The sequence below is a fragment of the Proteiniphilum sp. UBA1028 genome (assembly GCF_002316955.1).
Lineage (GTDB): Bacteria > Bacteroidota > Bacteroidia > Bacteroidales > Dysgonomonadaceae > Proteiniphilum.
In genome coordinates this window covers 34,849-50,215 of sequence record NZ_DCEN01000025.1, presented here as the reverse complement: position 1 = coordinate 50,215, position 15,367 = coordinate 34,849, and the positions used below count along the sequence as shown (strand labels likewise).

General features: G+C 44.6%; 17 protein-coding genes. 11 read left to right on the top strand and 6 right to left on the bottom strand.

Going from position 1 to position 15,367, the window contains the following annotated elements; all coding sequences use genetic code 11:
* Positions 1–35 precede the first annotated feature (35 nt).
* The 7 genes from glmM (at position 36) to B3Z75_RS03135 (ending at position 6,027) form a co-directional block, all read left to right on the top strand.
* Positions 36–1,418, top strand: a complete 1,383-nt coding sequence (gene glmM / locus B3Z75_RS03165; protein WP_294067686.1) for a phosphoglucosamine mutase — start codon at positions 36–38, stop codon at positions 1,416–1,418.
* Between the two features lie 95 nt (positions 1,419–1,513).
* A complete protein-coding gene (locus B3Z75_RS03160) occupies positions 1,514–2,338 on the top strand; it encodes a 1-acyl-sn-glycerol-3-phosphate acyltransferase (protein ID WP_294067683.1) in 825 nt (274 codons plus the stop codon).
* A gap of 32 nt (positions 2,339–2,370) precedes the next feature.
* The gene (locus B3Z75_RS03155; RefSeq protein WP_294067681.1) at positions 2,371–3,630 is read left to right on the top strand and encodes a sigma-54 interaction domain-containing protein; all 1,260 of its coding nucleotides are present in this window, start codon (positions 2,371–2,373) and stop codon (positions 3,628–3,630) included.
* Positions 3,631–3,660: 30 nt separating this feature from the next.
* Positions 3,661–4,191, top strand: a complete 531-nt coding sequence (gene lptE, locus B3Z75_RS03150) for an LptE family protein (protein WP_294067679.1) — start codon at positions 3,661–3,663, stop codon at positions 4,189–4,191.
* Positions 4,192–4,206: 15 nt separating this feature from the next.
* On the top strand, positions 4,207–4,944 hold the full coding sequence (locus tag B3Z75_RS03145) for a tetratricopeptide repeat protein (RefSeq protein WP_294067677.1): 738 nt from the start codon (positions 4,207–4,209) through the stop codon (positions 4,942–4,944).
* Between the two features lie 66 nt (positions 4,945–5,010).
* The gene (gene secG / locus B3Z75_RS03140; RefSeq protein WP_294067675.1) at positions 5,011–5,379 is read left to right on the top strand and encodes a preprotein translocase subunit SecG; all 369 of its coding nucleotides are present in this window, start codon (positions 5,011–5,013) and stop codon (positions 5,377–5,379) included.
* A gap of 6 nt (positions 5,380–5,385) precedes the next feature.
* Positions 5,386–6,027 (top strand): hypothetical protein, encoded by a 642-nt coding sequence (locus tag B3Z75_RS03135; RefSeq protein WP_294067673.1) that lies wholly within the window; start codon positions 5,386–5,388, stop codon positions 6,025–6,027.
* 21 nt (positions 6,028–6,048) lie between these two features.
* On the opposite strand, the gene B3Z75_RS03130 is transcribed toward B3Z75_RS03135, so the two are convergent.
* The 5 genes from B3Z75_RS03130 to nadB form a co-directional block, all read right to left on the bottom strand.
* The gene (locus B3Z75_RS03130) at positions 6,049–6,342 is read right to left on the bottom strand and encodes a DUF721 domain-containing protein (RefSeq protein ID WP_294067671.1); all 294 of its coding nucleotides are present in this window, start codon (positions 6,340–6,342) and stop codon (positions 6,049–6,051) included.
* A 6-nt stretch (positions 6,343–6,348) separates the two neighbouring features.
* Positions 6,349–7,455 carry a DNA replication/repair protein RecF gene (recF, locus tag B3Z75_RS03125; RefSeq protein ID WP_294067669.1) on the bottom strand — a complete coding sequence of 369 codons (1,107 nt, stop codon included), beginning with the start codon at positions 7,453–7,455 and terminating at the stop codon, positions 6,349–6,351.
* Between the two features lie 72 nt (positions 7,456–7,527).
* Positions 7,528–8,289 (bottom strand): diadenylate cyclase CdaA, encoded by a 762-nt coding sequence (gene cdaA, locus B3Z75_RS03120; protein ID WP_294067667.1) that lies wholly within the window; start codon positions 8,287–8,289, stop codon positions 7,528–7,530.
* 16 nt (positions 8,290–8,305) lie between these two features.
* Positions 8,306–9,148, bottom strand: a complete 843-nt coding sequence (gene folP, locus B3Z75_RS03115) for a dihydropteroate synthase (RefSeq protein ID WP_294067665.1) — start codon at positions 9,146–9,148, stop codon at positions 8,306–8,308.
* Positions 9,148–10,728: an L-aspartate oxidase gene (nadB, locus tag B3Z75_RS03110; protein WP_294067663.1), complete on the bottom strand. Its 1,581-nt coding sequence runs from the start codon at positions 10,726–10,728 to the stop codon at positions 9,148–9,150. The genes folP and nadB overlap by 1 nt, the downstream gene beginning before the upstream one ends.
* A gap of 195 nt (positions 10,729–10,923) precedes the next feature.
* On the opposite strand from nadB, the gene B3Z75_RS03105 reads away from it, so the two are divergent.
* Both B3Z75_RS03105 and rpsO read left to right on the top strand, forming a co-directional pair.
* The gene (locus B3Z75_RS03105) at positions 10,924–12,192 is read left to right on the top strand and encodes a carboxypeptidase-like regulatory domain-containing protein (RefSeq protein ID WP_294067661.1); all 1,269 of its coding nucleotides are present in this window, start codon (positions 10,924–10,926) and stop codon (positions 12,190–12,192) included.
* An 84-nt stretch (positions 12,193–12,276) separates the two neighbouring features.
* Complete coding sequence (gene rpsO / locus B3Z75_RS03100; RefSeq protein ID WP_294067659.1) at positions 12,277–12,546, top strand: 30S ribosomal protein S15; 270 nt, start codon at positions 12,277–12,279, stop codon at positions 12,544–12,546.
* A 399-nt stretch (positions 12,547–12,945) separates the two neighbouring features.
* Here rpsO and B3Z75_RS03095 read toward each other — a convergent pair whose 3' ends face one another.
* Positions 12,946–13,482, bottom strand: a complete 537-nt coding sequence (locus B3Z75_RS03095) for an RNA polymerase sigma factor (protein ID WP_294067657.1) — start codon at positions 13,480–13,482, stop codon at positions 12,946–12,948.
* A 187-nt stretch (positions 13,483–13,669) separates the two neighbouring features.
* On the opposite strand from B3Z75_RS03095, the gene B3Z75_RS03090 reads away from it, so the two are divergent.
* Entirely contained in the window at positions 13,670–14,836 is a 1,167-nt protein-coding gene (locus tag B3Z75_RS03090) for a FecR family protein (protein ID WP_294067655.1), read from the top strand.
* Positions 14,837–14,996: 160 nt separating this feature from the next.
* Positions 14,997–15,367 (top strand): STN domain-containing protein (locus B3Z75_RS03085; protein ID WP_294067653.1); only part of this gene is annotated, 371 nt, incomplete at its 3' end.

The following is a 15,367-nucleotide window of genomic DNA, read 5'->3' as shown; positions in this document are numbered from 1 at the left end:
CTGTCACAACCATTTATCGATAAAGAAAAATTCTTATGACATTGATCAAATCCATCTCCGGCATCAGAGGTACAATTGGCGGAGAAACGGGAGAAAATCTCACCCCGCTTGATATTGTTAAATTCACGGCCGCCTACGCCGCCTTCATCAAAAAAGCAACATCGGAAAGCAGACCACGAATTGTTGTGGGTCGCGACGCCCGTATTTCGGGAGAGATGGTGCACCGGATCATCACCGGCACACTGATGGGCATGGGCTGTGACGTGACCGATATCGGTCTGGCAACCACGCCCACCACCGAGATTGCCGTCACAAAAGAAATGGCAGCCGGCGGCATCATTATCACCGCAAGCCACAATCCCAAGCAATGGAATGCCCTGAAGCTCCTCAACAACAGGGGGGAATTCCTCAATGCGGAGGAGGGAAAAGAAATCCTTTCTATTGCCGAAGCGGAAAAATTTTCGTTCTCCCCGGTGGACGAATTGGGAAAGATTACGCAAAAGCAGTATCTGCACGAACATATTCAAAGCGTTTTATCCCTTCCTCTGGTGGACAAAGAAGCGATCAAGGCAGCCAACTTCAGGGTAGCTGTCGACAGCGTTAATTCCGTGGGTGGCGTAGCCATCCCCGAATTGTTATACGCACTGGGAGTAAAGGAAATCTTCAAGTTGCACTGCGCCCCGCATGGCAACTTTTCTCACAACCCCGAGCCACTGCCTCAGAACCTCACGGAGCTCTCTTCCCTCACCCAAAGTTCCAAGGCGAGCGTGGGCTTCGCCGTAGATCCCGATGTAGACCGGCTGGCCATCTACTGCGAAGATGGCGAACCCTTTGGCGAAGAGTATACTTTGGTGGCGGTGTCCGACTATGTTTTGCAACACACTCCGGGCAATACGGTATCCAACCTCAGCTCGAGTCGTGCCCTGCAGGATGTTACCACTGCAAGAGGAGGCACCTATCACGCAGCCGCGGTAGGTGAAGTGAACGTGGTCACGAAAATGAAAGAGGTTGACGCCGTTATTGGCGGTGAAGGAAATGGCGGAGTCATCTATCCTGCATCCCATTACGGACGCGATGCGCTCGTGGGCATAGCGCTCTTCCTCACCTATCTTGCCAAATCGGGGAAGACACCCTCGGAGTTGAAAAAGACTCTGCCAGTCTATTTTATGGCCAAACAAAAGGTGGAACTCACACCCGATATCGATACAGATACAATACTGGAAAAAATGAAAGAAAAATTCAGCAACCAAAAGATAACCGATATCGACGGCGTAAAGATCGATTTCCCGGACAAGTGGGTACATCTGCGGAAATCAAATACCGAGCCGATCATCCGGGTTTATTCGGAGGCACACTCCCAGGAAGAAGCGGAACAAATCGGGAAACAGATCATTGATATGATTAGAGACCTTGCATAAGGTTGCACAAAACTGCCTGTTTTTTATCGCACAATTGCCACATCATCTTTTTGACGTGGCATTTGCGTTAAATAATATGATTAAACCAAGAGTGAATGAAAGATGCATTGATTAGTCGCGATGAATTACGCGAACTGCACCCTGTTCTGCAGGGTAAATATGGTGACAGGCTGATTGATTTCGGCATTAAAATATCGGCGTTGCATGTTCCCAACGAGATCTACAACCGCTCCAAACACTTAACCGGACCTGCATTCTGCAAGGATGTGCTGGACAAGCTGGAAATAAAACGCACTTTACGGAATGAACAAATCCTGGATAATTTCAAAAATGGGCCGTTCATCACTGTTTCCAATCATGCTTATGGGCATATCGACGGTATTGCCGCCATCGAAACTGTGGGCAGCCGGGTGGACAATTACAAGATGATGGTCAACATTATCCTCTCGTTTGTGGATACGATGTCCGAAAATTTCATCACCGTGAACCCGATGAAAAACGAGGAAAAAAACCGGTACACCTTCGCCGGAATCCGGGAAAGTATTGCCCATTTGCGTGCAGGACACCCGATGGGTTTTTTCCCTGCAGGAGCTGTCTCCAACCTTTATTTCAGGAAAGGCAGGTTTGAAATTGAAGATAGGGAGTGGCAGCCGGCAGTATTGAAGATCATTCAAAAATTACAGGTCCCGGTTATTCCCATGCATATCTCAGGCCAAAACAGCCCCTCTTTCTACCTGTCGAAAGTGTTTGGCTGGCGGTTCCGGAACCTCAGGCTTTGCCACGAGCTGTACAATAAAAAAGGCAAAGAGATGATCATCTCCTTCGGCAATCCTGTGATGCCCAAAGAAATAAAGCAGTTCGGAGACAACATCGCACAGTTGGGAGAATTCCTGAAAGCAAGGACATACGCCTTAAAATAATTGTTTATCTTTGAATTCTTAAACAGCACAGCATGGTAAAGCAATCCCTGCAACAGGTTAAACAACGTTTTGGCATCATTGGCAACGCCCCCGAACTGGATCGAGCCATTGACGTGGCTTTACAGGTCGCTCCCACCGACTTGTCGGTACTCATCACTGGAGAGAGTGGCGTTGGAAAAGAAAATTTTCCGCAAATTGTTCATCTATACAGTAAGCGCAAACATGGCCCCTACTTTGCTATCAACTGCGGCTCAATTCCCGAGGGCACCATCGACTCTGAACTTTTTGGCCATGAAAAAGGCTCCTTTACCGGTGCGACGGGGACGCGGAAAGGTTATTTTGAGGTAGCCGATGGAGGGACACTCTTCCTCGATGAGGCAGGCGAGCTGCCATTACCAACACAGGCTCGCCTACTTCGGGTGCTTGAAAGCGGCGAATTTATCAAAGTAGGTTCTTCGAAAGTGGAAAAAAGTGATGTACGTGTGGTGGCGGCAACCAATATGGACATGGTAAAGGCGGTGGAAAAAGGGAAGTTTCGTGAGGATCTTTATTACCGGCTCAACTCTGTTCCTATTCGCATACCGCCCTTACGGGACAGGAAAGATGATATTCCATTGCTCTTCAGAAAATTTGCAGGCGACTGCGCGGAAAAGTACATGATGCCTTCCATAACCCTGACGGATGATGCCAGGGAACTGCTGAAGAATTACCGCTGGCCCGGCAATATCCGCCAGCTGAAGAACATCACCGAACAAATCTCCATCATTGAACAGGAACGTGTGATTACTGCCGACATTCTACAGAAATACCTGCCGTACAATGAGGTAGGGATGCTCCCCGTTCCCCTGTCGCAGATTCATGATACCGAGCAAAAATCATTTGCCAACGAGCGGGAGATCTTGTATCAGGTGCTCTTCGACATGAAAAAAGACATTACCGATCTGAAGCAGGTAGTAAAGAGCATCATGGAAGGTTCAACAACCCATGCCACCTCCTTCAGCGCCTCCTCCGACCATCACGACTCGTCGGTCATTCCGAACGACAACACGAACGTATCCGTTCCTATGAAGTACGAGCCGGTCCCCAAGAAGATCGCGCTGGATGAAGCGGAGAGAAACGACATCCAGGAAGCCACCGAATACGAGGAAAGCACCCTGTCGATCAGCGAGGTGGAAAAAGAGATGATCATCAAAGCACTGGAACGGCATAATGGCAAGCGGAAACTGGCTGCTGCCGATTTGGGTATCTCAGAAAGAACACTTTACCGTAAGATCAAGGAATACAGCCTGTGATGTTGATTGTCAAAAACACGAAAAAAGAACATGAACATGATCCTATATAAGCACTCTTTCATTAAAACTGTCCTTATCCTCTTGCTGGTAAGTGTAGCGAGCTCTTGCAGAATGTCCTACACCTTCAGGACGGCCTCCATAGACTACGATCTCACCAAAACACTTTTTATTGGGCATTTCATCAACCAGGCCCCCTTGGTATATCCTCCTCTGGAGCAGCGGTTTAATGAGAAGATGAAAGATATGTTTACCCGCAACACCCGGTTGCAACTTGTGCAACAGAATGGCGATATGGAGATTGAGGGTGAGATTGTCAGCTATGAGTTGACACCTTTGGCCGTTCAGGAGGATGCATTTGCTTCTGAAACGCGTCTGACCATGACGGTGAGAATGCGTTTTCGCAACAACAAAATTGATGTGCCTGAAAGGGAAGAGACCATTTCGGCCAATCGCACATTCTCCAGCAACACAGTGTTCGACACGGTACAAGACCGACTGATCAATGAGCTGATCGACGAAGTTGTAGATCAGATATTTAATACAACGATGGCAAACTGGTGATGCAAAGATATTTCCATGAACAAGGAGGAGCTCTATAGATATATCAAAAATCCCGGGTCGCTGATGGAATCCCCGGCAGATTCACTCAGGGAAACCGTTTCAATGTATCCCTATTTCCACACATCCCGTTTGTTGTATACAAAATATTTAGACCTGATCAACAGCGATAATTACAACGAAGAACTCAGCACGACGGCTGTTTTGTGCACTGACAGGAGGAAGTTGTTTTATCTGATATACAAGGATGACTACCGTCGGCTGTTCGCTCAGCCTGAAGAAGCACCCCACAAGGCGAAAGACAGAACGGACGAACTACTCAACTCCTTCCTCTCCTCACTTGGTGAGGATGACACACACAAGACAATGATTGCAGAGACAGCGATGAGCATTGTGTCGACCGACTACCTTTCCTACTTAGAATCCATCGAGGAGGATACGGGCGGCGAACAGGAAGAAACCCAAAGCCTTCAGCACCAGGAAATTATTGATGCGTTTATCGAAAAAGCGGCCACCGACACCCTGTTCACGCCACACGACAGGCAGGAGGAGGAAGCTCAAAAGCCGGCCAAAGAAGATGACAGCAGTGAATTTCTGACGGAAACACTGGCTAAGATCTATATCAAACAAAAAAAATACACACAGGCACTTACAATTATTAAACGATTAAGTTTGAATTTTCCAAAAAAAAGTAGTTACTTTGCCGACCAAATTCGTTTTCTGGAATATTTGATTATGAACGATCGTTTTCGTTAAGCAAGATTAAACTTTGCCATTGTAAGAAGACGACAAATTACATTGAACAGAATAAAAACTAATAATATGTATATCTTTATTACCATCCTCATTTTACTGGCCTCCATACTGATGATTCTTGCCGTATTGGTACAGAAATCGAAAGGTGGCGGACTGGCAAGCGGATTTTCATCGACAAACCAGATCATGGGTGTGCGAAAGACGACCGATTTCCTGGAAAAATTCACCTGGACACTGGCGGGAGTCATGATTATACTGAGTATACTGACGGCCAAATACACGGCATCACGCAGCAATACTCCGCAATCGCAGGTAGAAGTACAACAACCTGCTCCCCTCAATCCCGGCACTGCTCCCGATGTGACTCCGGGGATGCCTATCCCTTCACAGGTACCGGCTCAACCAGCGCCGGAAGAGGGAACACCAACAGAGTAAATCATTTTGCGCTCGGTATATATTTTTCTCCTTTGGCTGGTGTCTTTCTTCGCCGGTGCACAGGGTTTCACGTATGATACCATCCGTGTGTCGCGGGATGATGCACGGAATATTCATCATCATAAACCACAACACGGCAATGACAAGGGAAAGACAGCCAGCATCGAGCACAGGAACATGGAAAGTAACCGGCCTTCCTTTTTTGAAAAAAGCAAACTCCGTTTTGGAGCAAACCTGGGCTTGTCGGTGAGCCGCAACTACACCAGGTTAGGCTTAGGGCCACAGATTGGGTATCAATTCAATCCACGTTTCATGGCAGGCACGGGCATCAAGTATTATTATTCGAAAGCAAGCACAACGGAGTATACCGTGAAAGATAATCTGCTGGGAGCAAATATCTTTGGTTACTTTTATCCTGTCTCTTTTGTTGCCGCTTTTGCTCAACCCGAATTAAACTATATCTGGTCAGACTTAACACAGGATTCCACCACAGAAACATTGTCACACAGCGGCCTCGTCCCTTCGTTGATCGTTGGTGCAGGGTTCCGGGTAGGGAGATCACACATTACATTGAACTATGATCTGGTCAAACACACCTACTCTCCCCACCCTACAGGAGTTTATCTGGGTGTTTCGGCATTCTTCTGATTCAATTCCTTATCCTTTTCCTTACCGGATGACGATATCACGTAAAATGGGGATTTCAGCGTAATCGTTTATTTTTTTGATCAGCCCCTCCTTGTTCATCAGCAGCTCGGCACGAAGCACAGCCGATGCAAGGTGAACATAGAGTACATTGCGGCTGAAATAGATATCTCTGGTATATTTTGAGACGCCCTCGCCCAGCACTTCGCGCCATCCCCTGACGGCACGGTGTTCGGCCAACTTTACTTTCAACGTACTGTTTTCATCGAAAAAGTCGGAAAGTGCTTCCGATAAGGGTTGTGCATTTTTCTTCAACATGGTCTCTTACTCATTCATCGGGTTAATTTCTCCGTCTATCACGGAATAGATGTGCGCGCTATTATCGGTCCGTTCCAAGATCCTGTCAAGCGATTCTCTGTTGGTATCAGACAAGAAAATCTGCCCGAATCCAGAGCCAGAGACAAGCTTCACAATCTCTTCCACCCGGTTGGCATCAAGCCGATCAAAAATATCATCCAGCAGCAAAATCGGCGTAGTATGCCCCGTTTGAAGCAGGAAGTGGAATTGTGCCAGCTTAAGCGAAACAAAGTAAGTCTTGTTCTGGCCCTGCGATCCTACCTTTTTAATAGGATAGCCGTCGAGCAGCATCTCCAGCTCATCACGGTGAATGCCGATTGTGGTATGGCCTACCGCCATATCACGACGTCTGTTTTTAAAAAGTGTCTCCCGAAAAGCGGCATCGTTCAGCTGCGACACATAATCGAAGGAAACGGACTCGCCCGATTGGCTAATGCGTCTATAAAATGTATTGAATATGGGTGTGAACTCGTCGATGAATGCTTTTCGTTTCCTGTGAATAAAGCTCCCGTCCTCGATCATCTGATCTTCCCAGAGCTCCAGCAAGGTCATATCGGCCATCTCATCCTCATTTTTCAGCAGCACATTCCGCTGATGCAAGGCTTTGGCATACCGAACCAGTGCACGCAGATATTCTTTGTCGAACTGAGAGATAGCCATGTCCATAAACTTCCGCCGCCCTTCGCTACCTCCGGTTATCAATTCGTTATCGGCCGGAGAGATCATCACGAGTGGAATTAATCCGATATGATCGGACAGCCGTTCGTACTCCTTCTTGTTTCGTTTAAACTGTTTCTTCTGACGACGCCGGATGCCGCTGTAAATTTCTTCGCGGGTATTATCTTCAAACAGGTATTTTCCCTGAAGCATGCACACCTCGGCATCGTGACGGATTATCTGCGAGTCGATGGGATTGGTATAACTTTTACAAAACGAGAGGTAATAAACAGCATCGAGTAGATTGGTCTTTCCCATCCCGTTGTTGCCGATGAAGCAGTTGATTTTGGGAGAAAACTGCAATTCGGCCTGTAGCAGGTTTTTATAGTTAATTATGGAGAGTTCTTCTAAAATCATTTTCTTTACATCTTTTTCACACCGTTGGCGTCACCAGTCGCTTACGTGCAGTCTTTACCGGGAAAAGACCGGTTATTCCTCCAACAGCAGCCGCTGCAGGTCTTCGGGAGAGATATTCATTTTCAACCTTCCCTGTGAGGCAAACGAGATCTTTCCTCGCTCCTCCGATACGATGATTACTTTGGCATCGGTCTCCTGCGATATTCCTAGTCCGGCACGATGTCTCAACCCCAGGTGGGTGGGAATATTCGGGTTTTGGGAAATGGGCAGGATACATCCCGCAGCTTTCACTTTCTGTCCGACAATAATCATGGCTCCATCGTGCAATGGGCTGTTTTTAAAGAAAATATTTTCGATAAGTCGAGAAGATATATCTGCATTGACTATTTCGCCGGTCTGCTCGTAAAGGCCCAGGTGAATGTCACCCTGTATGGCAATGAGTGCCCCCGTATTGGCTTTCGACATGTTCATGCAGGCCAGCACAATGGCCGTGAGGTGCGAATTGTCCTTTTTCTCCTTCTCACCCGGGAAAAAAAGTCTGGTGATAAAATTCCAACCTTTTTTGGAACCAAGCGACATCAGAAAACGACGGATCTCATCTTGAAAGAGAATGACCAGCAAAAACAGCCCCACACTTACAAACTGATCGAGGATGGATCCGAGCAGCACCATATTGAAAACCCGCGAGACAAGCACCCAGATCACCATGAATACAAGGATCCCGATGAACAGAGGGCGCAAGCCCGATATTTTAACCAGCCTAAACAGGTAGTACAGAAGAAGCGCTACCAGCAATACATCGATAAAATCTTTAACTCCGAAATGTGCAAACATAACAATATGGCGCCGGTTATTGATCAAACTCGGTTATCTTCCCCACAATCTTAACGCACTCTACGGCTTCCTTCACATCGTGGACGCGTAGTATGCCGGCCCCTGAAAGCAGCGCCATCGTGTTAAGTACAGTCGTACCGTTCAGGCTCTCTTCCGGTGAGGTACCCAGCAGCCTGTAGATCATCGACTTTCTCGAAATCCCGACCAGAATGGGCTCCTCAAAGATATGAAAATATTTCAGATAAGCCATCAATTCATAGTTTTGAGATAACGTTTTACTAAATCCAAAACCGGGATCAATAATCACGTCATTCACGCCAAGCAGATTCAGTTTTGCTTTCCGTTCGGAGAAATAATAAAGAATTTCCTGGATAAAATCTGCATAATCCGTGAACTGCTGCATAGTCTGGGGTACCCCCCGCATATGCATCAGCACATAAGGCACCTGCAGCTGTGCTACCACAGGAAACATCCGCTCGTCAATCTGTCCTCCGGAAATATCGTTGATGATGTCGACACCATACTCCTCCACGGCTTGTTTTGCCACATCAGCATAAAAGGTGTCGACGGAAAGGATGGCGCGGGGAAATTCTCTGCGGATAGATTTTAGCGCGGGCATAAGCCGTTCTGCTTCTTCTTTTGCAGAGAGGAATGTGGAGAAGGGTGTAGTAGATTGTGCACCAATATCGATCATACTGCCCCCTTCCTCAATGATCTGTCGGCATCTTTCGATGATCCCCTCCTCAAACTGCCTCCTGCTTGCAGCATAGAACGAGTCGGGCGTGATATTGATGATTCCCATTACCCGGGGCACCGACAAATCGAGCAATGTTCCCTGTATGTTTATCGTCTTTTTCATTACAGCACTGAATTCGGATCCTTAAACGGATAATCTACCGTGAAGTGCAACCCCCTGCTTTCCTTGCGCGCCATTGCCTGTTTGATCACCATATATCCCACTTTGATGATGTTACGCAATTCACAGATATCGCGCGAGACCACAGAGCGGTGAAAAAAATCCTCGGTTTCCCGGAAGAGGATATTCAGGCGGTCCATGGCACGCTGCAGACGAAGGTCGGAACGTACAATGCCCACGTATGCAGACATCAACTGCCCCACCTCCTTGTAGCTTTGCGTAATCAGCACCATCTCTTCCGGAGAGGTGGTGCCTTCGGCATTCCATGCAGGGATATCCTCTCTGAATGAATACTGACTGAAAAGAGGCAGCGAATGTTTTGCCGCCGCATCGGCAAAGACCACTGCCTCGATGAGCGAGTTGGATGCCAGACGATTTGCACCGTGCAGACCCGTACAGGCACATTCGCCGTTTGCGTAGAGCCGGCCGATGCTGGTCTCCCCATCCAGGTTTACCTTGATCCCCCCACAGAGGTAATGGGCAGCAGGAGCCACCGGTATCATCTCTTTGGTGATGTCAATGCCATAGGTGAGACACTTCTGATAGATTCCGGGAAAATGCTTACGGGTTTCCTCCGCCTGTTTGTGTGTCACGTCCAGATAGACATGGTCTTCCCCTCTTTCTTTCATCTCGGTATCTATTGCCCGGGCCACGATATCGCGAGGTGCAAGTGAACCGCGTGTGTCATACTTATGCATAAACTCCTTCCCGTCGAGCGTTTTCAACACCCCCCCATAACCACGCATCGCCTCGGTGATGAGGAACGAAGGTCTTGCACCCGGATGATAGAGCGCCGTGGGATGAAACTGCACAAACTCCATTCCCTTAATTTCTCCTTTCGCACGCGCTACCATGGCAATACCGTCACCGGTAGCGACCAGCGGATTGGTCGTTGTCTGATACACGGATCCAATACCTCCGGTAGCCATCATGGTCACACGGGAGAGGAACGTTTCAATCGCATTGGTCTTCTGATCGAGAATGTAAGCTCCGTAACATTCAATGCCGGGCGTATGGCGGGTGACAACCTGCCCCAGGTGATGCTGTGTTAGGATCTCTATAGCAAAATGATGGTCGAAGACATCGATGTTCGGATGATTGCGAATCGTATTGATTAGGCTGACCTGAATCTCGGCTCCGGTACTGTCTTTGTGATGTAGGATGCGGAATTCGGAATGGCCCCCTTCACGATGAAGGTCGAAATTCCCTTTTTCATCCTTATCAAAGTCCACTCCCCAGCTGATCAACTCCCTGATCTGGGCAGGAGCTTCCTTTACTACCTTCTCCACTACCTCCACATCGCATAATCCGCCACCGGCATCGATCGTGTCGGCAATGTGTTTTTCAAAGTTATCCCACGGGTTTGTTACCGAGGCAATTCCTCCCTGTGCATAATAGGTATTGGCATCTTCCAGCGGATTTTTCGCTATGATAGCTACCTTCCCCTGCTTTGCCACTTTCAGGGCATAACTCATCCCGGCAATGCCGGAACCAATCACCAGAAAATCATATCTGCGGACCATTTTCTCACTGTTTTGGATTACAAGATGCAAATGTACGCAATTATTCAGGTTTTTTTGCAGCAACGCTCCACTTTTCCGGTCGTGTAACACCCACAAATAAACATTGTTAAAAAGCACTGTTTTATTTGCAGATATCCGCCAATTGCTTTTCTTTGTATCTAAATGAGAAGGAACCGCTTAACATCTTTTTATCGTATGAAAAACTTATTGTTGTTTTTATTTTTTTTTAGTCTTTCTGCCCTGTCCGGACTCTATCCGGCAAACAGCGTGCAGCAGAAAGATTCCACTTTCGTGCTTCGCGGGAGGGTGTTGGGCGGTGACACAAGCCAACCCCTGGTCAACGCGAGTATCTCCGTTGAGCGAGTGAATGTATCGAGCATCACCAATCAGGATGGATATTTTTCCATACGGGTTCCTGCTTCCACTAAAAATGCGCAACTGATCATTCACTACCTGGGATACGAAAATAAAGAGATTCCGGTAATCACACTGATCGACAGCCCCAACAACCACATCACCCTGAGTCCCTCTCCCATTCAACTCGGTGAATTGCTGGTTGTGTCCGGTGACGGCACCAATCTTGTTCGGGAAGCTTTGCAGCGAATTCCCGACAATTACTCTGCCGACCCGGGCATGATGGTTGCTTTTTACCGGGAATCGGTAAAGAAGGGGTCGAACTACATCTCGCTGGTTGAGACAGTCCTGGACGTGTATAAAGCATCGTATCGTTCCTACAGCAACGACCAGGCACGGATTTACATCGGACGAAAAGCGACGGATATCTCACCGCGGGATACGGTATTGTTGAAATTCCAGGGAGGCATCAGCGATGCGTTGATGCTCGACATTGCCAAGAATCCGGAAATTGTCTTCGGCACGGATGCGGCCGAATATGCTTTTCATATCGAGGGGTTAATCAACATTAACAACAAACCGCACTACATCATCACGTTCATGCCAAACCCCGGAATAGAAGATATCCTCTTCAGAGGGAAAATATATCTGGATGCGGCAACGCTTGCGTTTGCCCGCATGGAGTTTAATATGAATGTGGAAGACCGAAAGGATGCGGCAGCCATTTTTATTCGGCGGAAGCCATCCAAGATGCGTGTTGAAGTCAATAATGCTCATTATGTTGTGAACTATATGGAGAACAATGGGAAATGGCAGTTTAACTATAGCGGCACCCAGGTGTCGTTCCGGGTGAGATGGACAAACCGCTTCTTCGGCCTGTTTGCGACCACCTATACCATTGCCTCAGAGATTGCCGTTACCGACCGTTATAGCGACAATGTGGTGAAATTTCCCCGCAACGAACGCATTCATTCGACCGACGTAATTGCCGAAAAGGTGGAATATTTTCTCGATCCCAACTTCTGGGGCGAGTATAATGTGATTGAACCCGATCAGCAAATCAACGATGCAATCAAAAGGCTAAGTGGCAAATTACTTCGTAGAAAATAAAAGAGGAAACTATTTGTAATTAAAAAATTTAAGGGTATCTTTGCAACCCAAAATGTTTTTAAACGTAATATATTACAAACAAGTATGTATTTAGATTCTGCCAAAAAGAAGGAAATCTTTGCAAAGCACGGGAAGTCTAACACTGATACTGGTTCACCTGAAGCCCAGATAGCATTGTTTTCCTACCGTATTTCGCATTTGACTGAACATTTGAAGTCAAACAAAAAAGATTATAACACAGAAAGAGCATTGAGAATTTTAGTTGGTAAACGTCGTCGTTTGCTCGATTACCTGATTGAAGTTGATATTGAACGCTATCGTTCCATTATCAAGGAGCTGGGTATCAGAAAATAATTTTCTCGAAAATAACGGATTACCGAGGATAGCGACAAGCTTTCCCGGAACATGGTAAGGCCGGTTATTTATCAAAGAATGAAAGAGGACAGAATCCATGATTTTGTCCTCTTTTTTTCATCTATTCAAACCTTTGTCGCAAAATATTTACGCATCGAAAGGAGGATATGTCCTAAAAACATATTTAAAAACTATGTTTTATAATATGTTTTTTTATTTTGCATATTCAAAAATGCGGCCTATCTTTGCATCGATAACCTAAAACAATCTTTTTTACCTTAATGCTGATATCACGTTAACCATTAACAAAAGAGGACTTCTCGGTCGAGGTGTCCTCTTTTTTTGTGAAGAACGAGCGCGGGACGGAGCATGACAATAATCATGACTTCCATCTTGGAATTAGTCATTATAATCTGCAATACCACTTAGTGAATACTGCTGTCTAAGTACTTGTAACGCTTTATGAATTAGCTTTCTGCTTGAAGAATAAGTTATATTCAACTCTTTTTCTATCTTCTCATATTCAAGTTCTCTGATGTATTTTAAATAAACAATTTGACGTTGACGTCTTGTGAGCTTGTTCAACAATCCTGCAATTAAATTATTAACAATCTCTTCATCTTCAACAGAAATAAGGTGGTCTTCGGCAGTTTTTTCTAACTGTGGGATCAAACAGGTGGTTTCTAATTCGGAACAGAGACATACATATTTCTTTTCTGATTTGCAAATGTCTAACAAACGATTTTTTAACGAAATGAAAAGATAATGTTTCATGTTTTCAATCTGACAAGTGCACACTTCATCGGAAAATAATTTACAAAAAACATCATGAATGGCATCCATGATAAGGTCTTTGTTAAAACCTAAATGCAAGGCAAACCAATACATTTCATCTATGTATTTATTGTATATTATTTCTATCTCATTATTATCCATTGAGTAACGAAGGTCATAAATGATATGAATAATAAAATCTTATTGCAAAGATGGGAAAAATATCCTGTCCTTAATTTATTATTTGATTTTTTTGCAAATATAGGGAACAAAATTAAACGGAAATCGTCATTTTAAAACAGAAACGTAATAATCAGACAATTATTGAGCTACAAAAATCATTTTAGCAATGATACGAGACCTCGACCCGCCACTTAATGGTGTTACAGACTTATTAACAAATAAGCAATTTTTAGAATGGAGAATTGCGCCCAATGATCAATTGGATGAATATTGGAAGTGCATGCAGCAAAAACATCCAAATTTATCGCATGAAATTAAAAAGGCAGATGAATATATTCAACTTTATTTATACAAAACACAACAGTTGACTTTAAAGGAAAAACAAGCTCTTTTACAACGAATTCAACAATCCCGATCATTGTATCGAAAGAATGCCAAGTCAGGCAATGTGTGGATAAGAATTGCGATCGCAGCATGCCTGTTAATCTTTTTATCGATAGGATCTTATTTAGTTTTAAAGAAACAAGAGGCTGTAATCTCCACAAAACCAATTATAGGAAATATGCTGGAGTCAGAAAATGTACAATTTATAATTGGAGAAAAAAGAATCAATTATCAAACTGACATTGACATCATCATCCACAAAGGGGTCGCTTATATTGATAAATTAGACCAACATCTTACACTCGGTAAAAATGAAATAAATAAGTTGATTGTTCCTTATGGGAAAAGATCCAAAATTCAACTTGCAGATGGAACGGTGATTTGGTTAAATTCAGGTTCTATAATGGAATTTCCGACTGATTTCAGTAAAAATTCCAGGCTTATAAAATTGGAAGGAGAGGCTTATGTTGAAGTAGCGCACATGAAAGATAATCCATTTCAAATACAAACAAGCAATTTTTTTTTGAAGGCAATTGGTACCAAATTCAATATTTCGGCATATGATGGTCTTGCAAAGTTTGTTGCATTAACAGAAGGATGTGTTGAATTAAGCGATGAGAGCCAGTCAATCTGCAGGCTTTCTCCAAATGAAGTCGCATTTTATGAATCACCAGGTACTTTCAATAAAAAGGAAGCGGACCTTGAAAGATATGTGAGCTGGGTGGATAATTACATAATTCTTGACGATACTCCCTTTATTGACCTATTAAAGTACCTTGAGAGATACTATAATTTATCGTTTGATCATTCTTACAGACAAGACTTGCAAAAAATTACCTGCGTTGGAAAACTATATTTATCGGAGAACCTTGATAATGTATTGACCTCAATCGCATTATTGTCTAACACGAAATATTCAAAACAAGAGAACAGAATATATTTCGAATAAAAATAACAAGCATGTACAAGTAAATGATTCCATTATTTTTTTATCGACTCAGCAATAAAATATGTTAATCCATGAAACGAGCATGATAATTGCTTCTACACAAGAGCATGACTAAAAGCGAGTTCCATATGACACCTTTAAAATCAATAATTTTAATCAGATGAAAGACAGTTTATTTATTAAAAAAAGGGAGACCAACAATCCCTATTATTCATTAAGGAAACTGGGGATTTTAGTGTTTTTTGTTTCCGTACTGGGGCTGAATGTGTCGGCTATGGTAAACCTTTCTGATGCAAGAATCAATTTAATGTTTGAGGATGTGCCAATAAAAGATGTTTTTTCAGAAATTGAAAAACAAAGCGATCACATCTTTATGTTTTCTGGGGATTTAAAAAAAGAAATCAGTAAAAAAATTACCGTTCACGTAAACTCGGCGTCGTTGAGTGAAATTCTTGATATCGTCACACATGGAACAGATTTAAAGTACAGGATCTTGGATAAGCAAATTGTAATTTATAAATCAGATACCGC

What these genes read in the sequence shown, in the direction of transcription:
- glmM (WP_294067686.1), top strand. Translation starts at nt 36, where the DNA reads ATGACATTGATCAAATCCATCTCCGGCATCAGAGGTACAATTGGCGGA.
- B3Z75_RS03160 (WP_294067683.1), top strand. Translation starts at nt 1,514, where the DNA reads ATGAAAGATGCATTGATTAGTCGCGATGAATTACGCGAACTGCACCCT.
- B3Z75_RS03155 (WP_294067681.1), top strand. Translation starts at nt 2,371, where the DNA reads ATGGTAAAGCAATCCCTGCAACAGGTTAAACAACGTTTTGGCATCATT.
- lptE (WP_294067679.1), top strand. Translation starts at nt 3,661, where the DNA reads ATGAACATGATCCTATATAAGCACTCTTTCATTAAAACTGTCCTTATC.
- B3Z75_RS03145 (WP_294067677.1), top strand. Translation starts at nt 4,207, where the DNA reads ATGAACAAGGAGGAGCTCTATAGATATATCAAAAATCCCGGGTCGCTG.
- secG (WP_294067675.1), top strand. Translation starts at nt 5,011, where the DNA reads ATGTATATCTTTATTACCATCCTCATTTTACTGGCCTCCATACTGATG.
- B3Z75_RS03130 (WP_294067671.1), bottom strand. Translation starts at nt 6,342, where the DNA reads ATGTTGAAGAAAAATGCACAACCCTTATCGGAAGCACTTTCCGACTTT.
- recF (WP_294067669.1), bottom strand. Translation starts at nt 7,455, where the DNA reads ATGATTTTAGAAGAACTCTCCATAATTAACTATAAAAACCTGCTACAG.
- cdaA (WP_294067667.1), bottom strand. Translation starts at nt 8,289, where the DNA reads ATGTTTGCACATTTCGGAGTTAAAGATTTTATCGATGTATTGCTGGTA.
- folP (WP_294067665.1), bottom strand. Translation starts at nt 9,148, where the DNA reads ATGAAAAAGACGATAAACATACAGGGAACATTGCTCGATTTGTCGGTG.
- nadB (WP_294067663.1), bottom strand. Translation starts at nt 10,728, where the DNA reads ATGGTCCGCAGATATGATTTTCTGGTGATTGGTTCCGGCATTGCCGGG.
- B3Z75_RS03105 (WP_294067661.1), top strand. Translation starts at nt 10,924, where the DNA reads ATGAAAAACTTATTGTTGTTTTTATTTTTTTTTAGTCTTTCTGCCCTG.
- rpsO (WP_294067659.1), top strand. Translation starts at nt 12,277, where the DNA reads ATGTATTTAGATTCTGCCAAAAAGAAGGAAATCTTTGCAAAGCACGGG.
- B3Z75_RS03095 (WP_294067657.1), bottom strand. Translation starts at nt 13,482, where the DNA reads ATGGATAATAATGAGATAGAAATAATATACAATAAATACATAGATGAA.
- B3Z75_RS03090 (WP_294067655.1), top strand. Translation starts at nt 13,670, where the DNA reads ATGATACGAGACCTCGACCCGCCACTTAATGGTGTTACAGACTTATTA.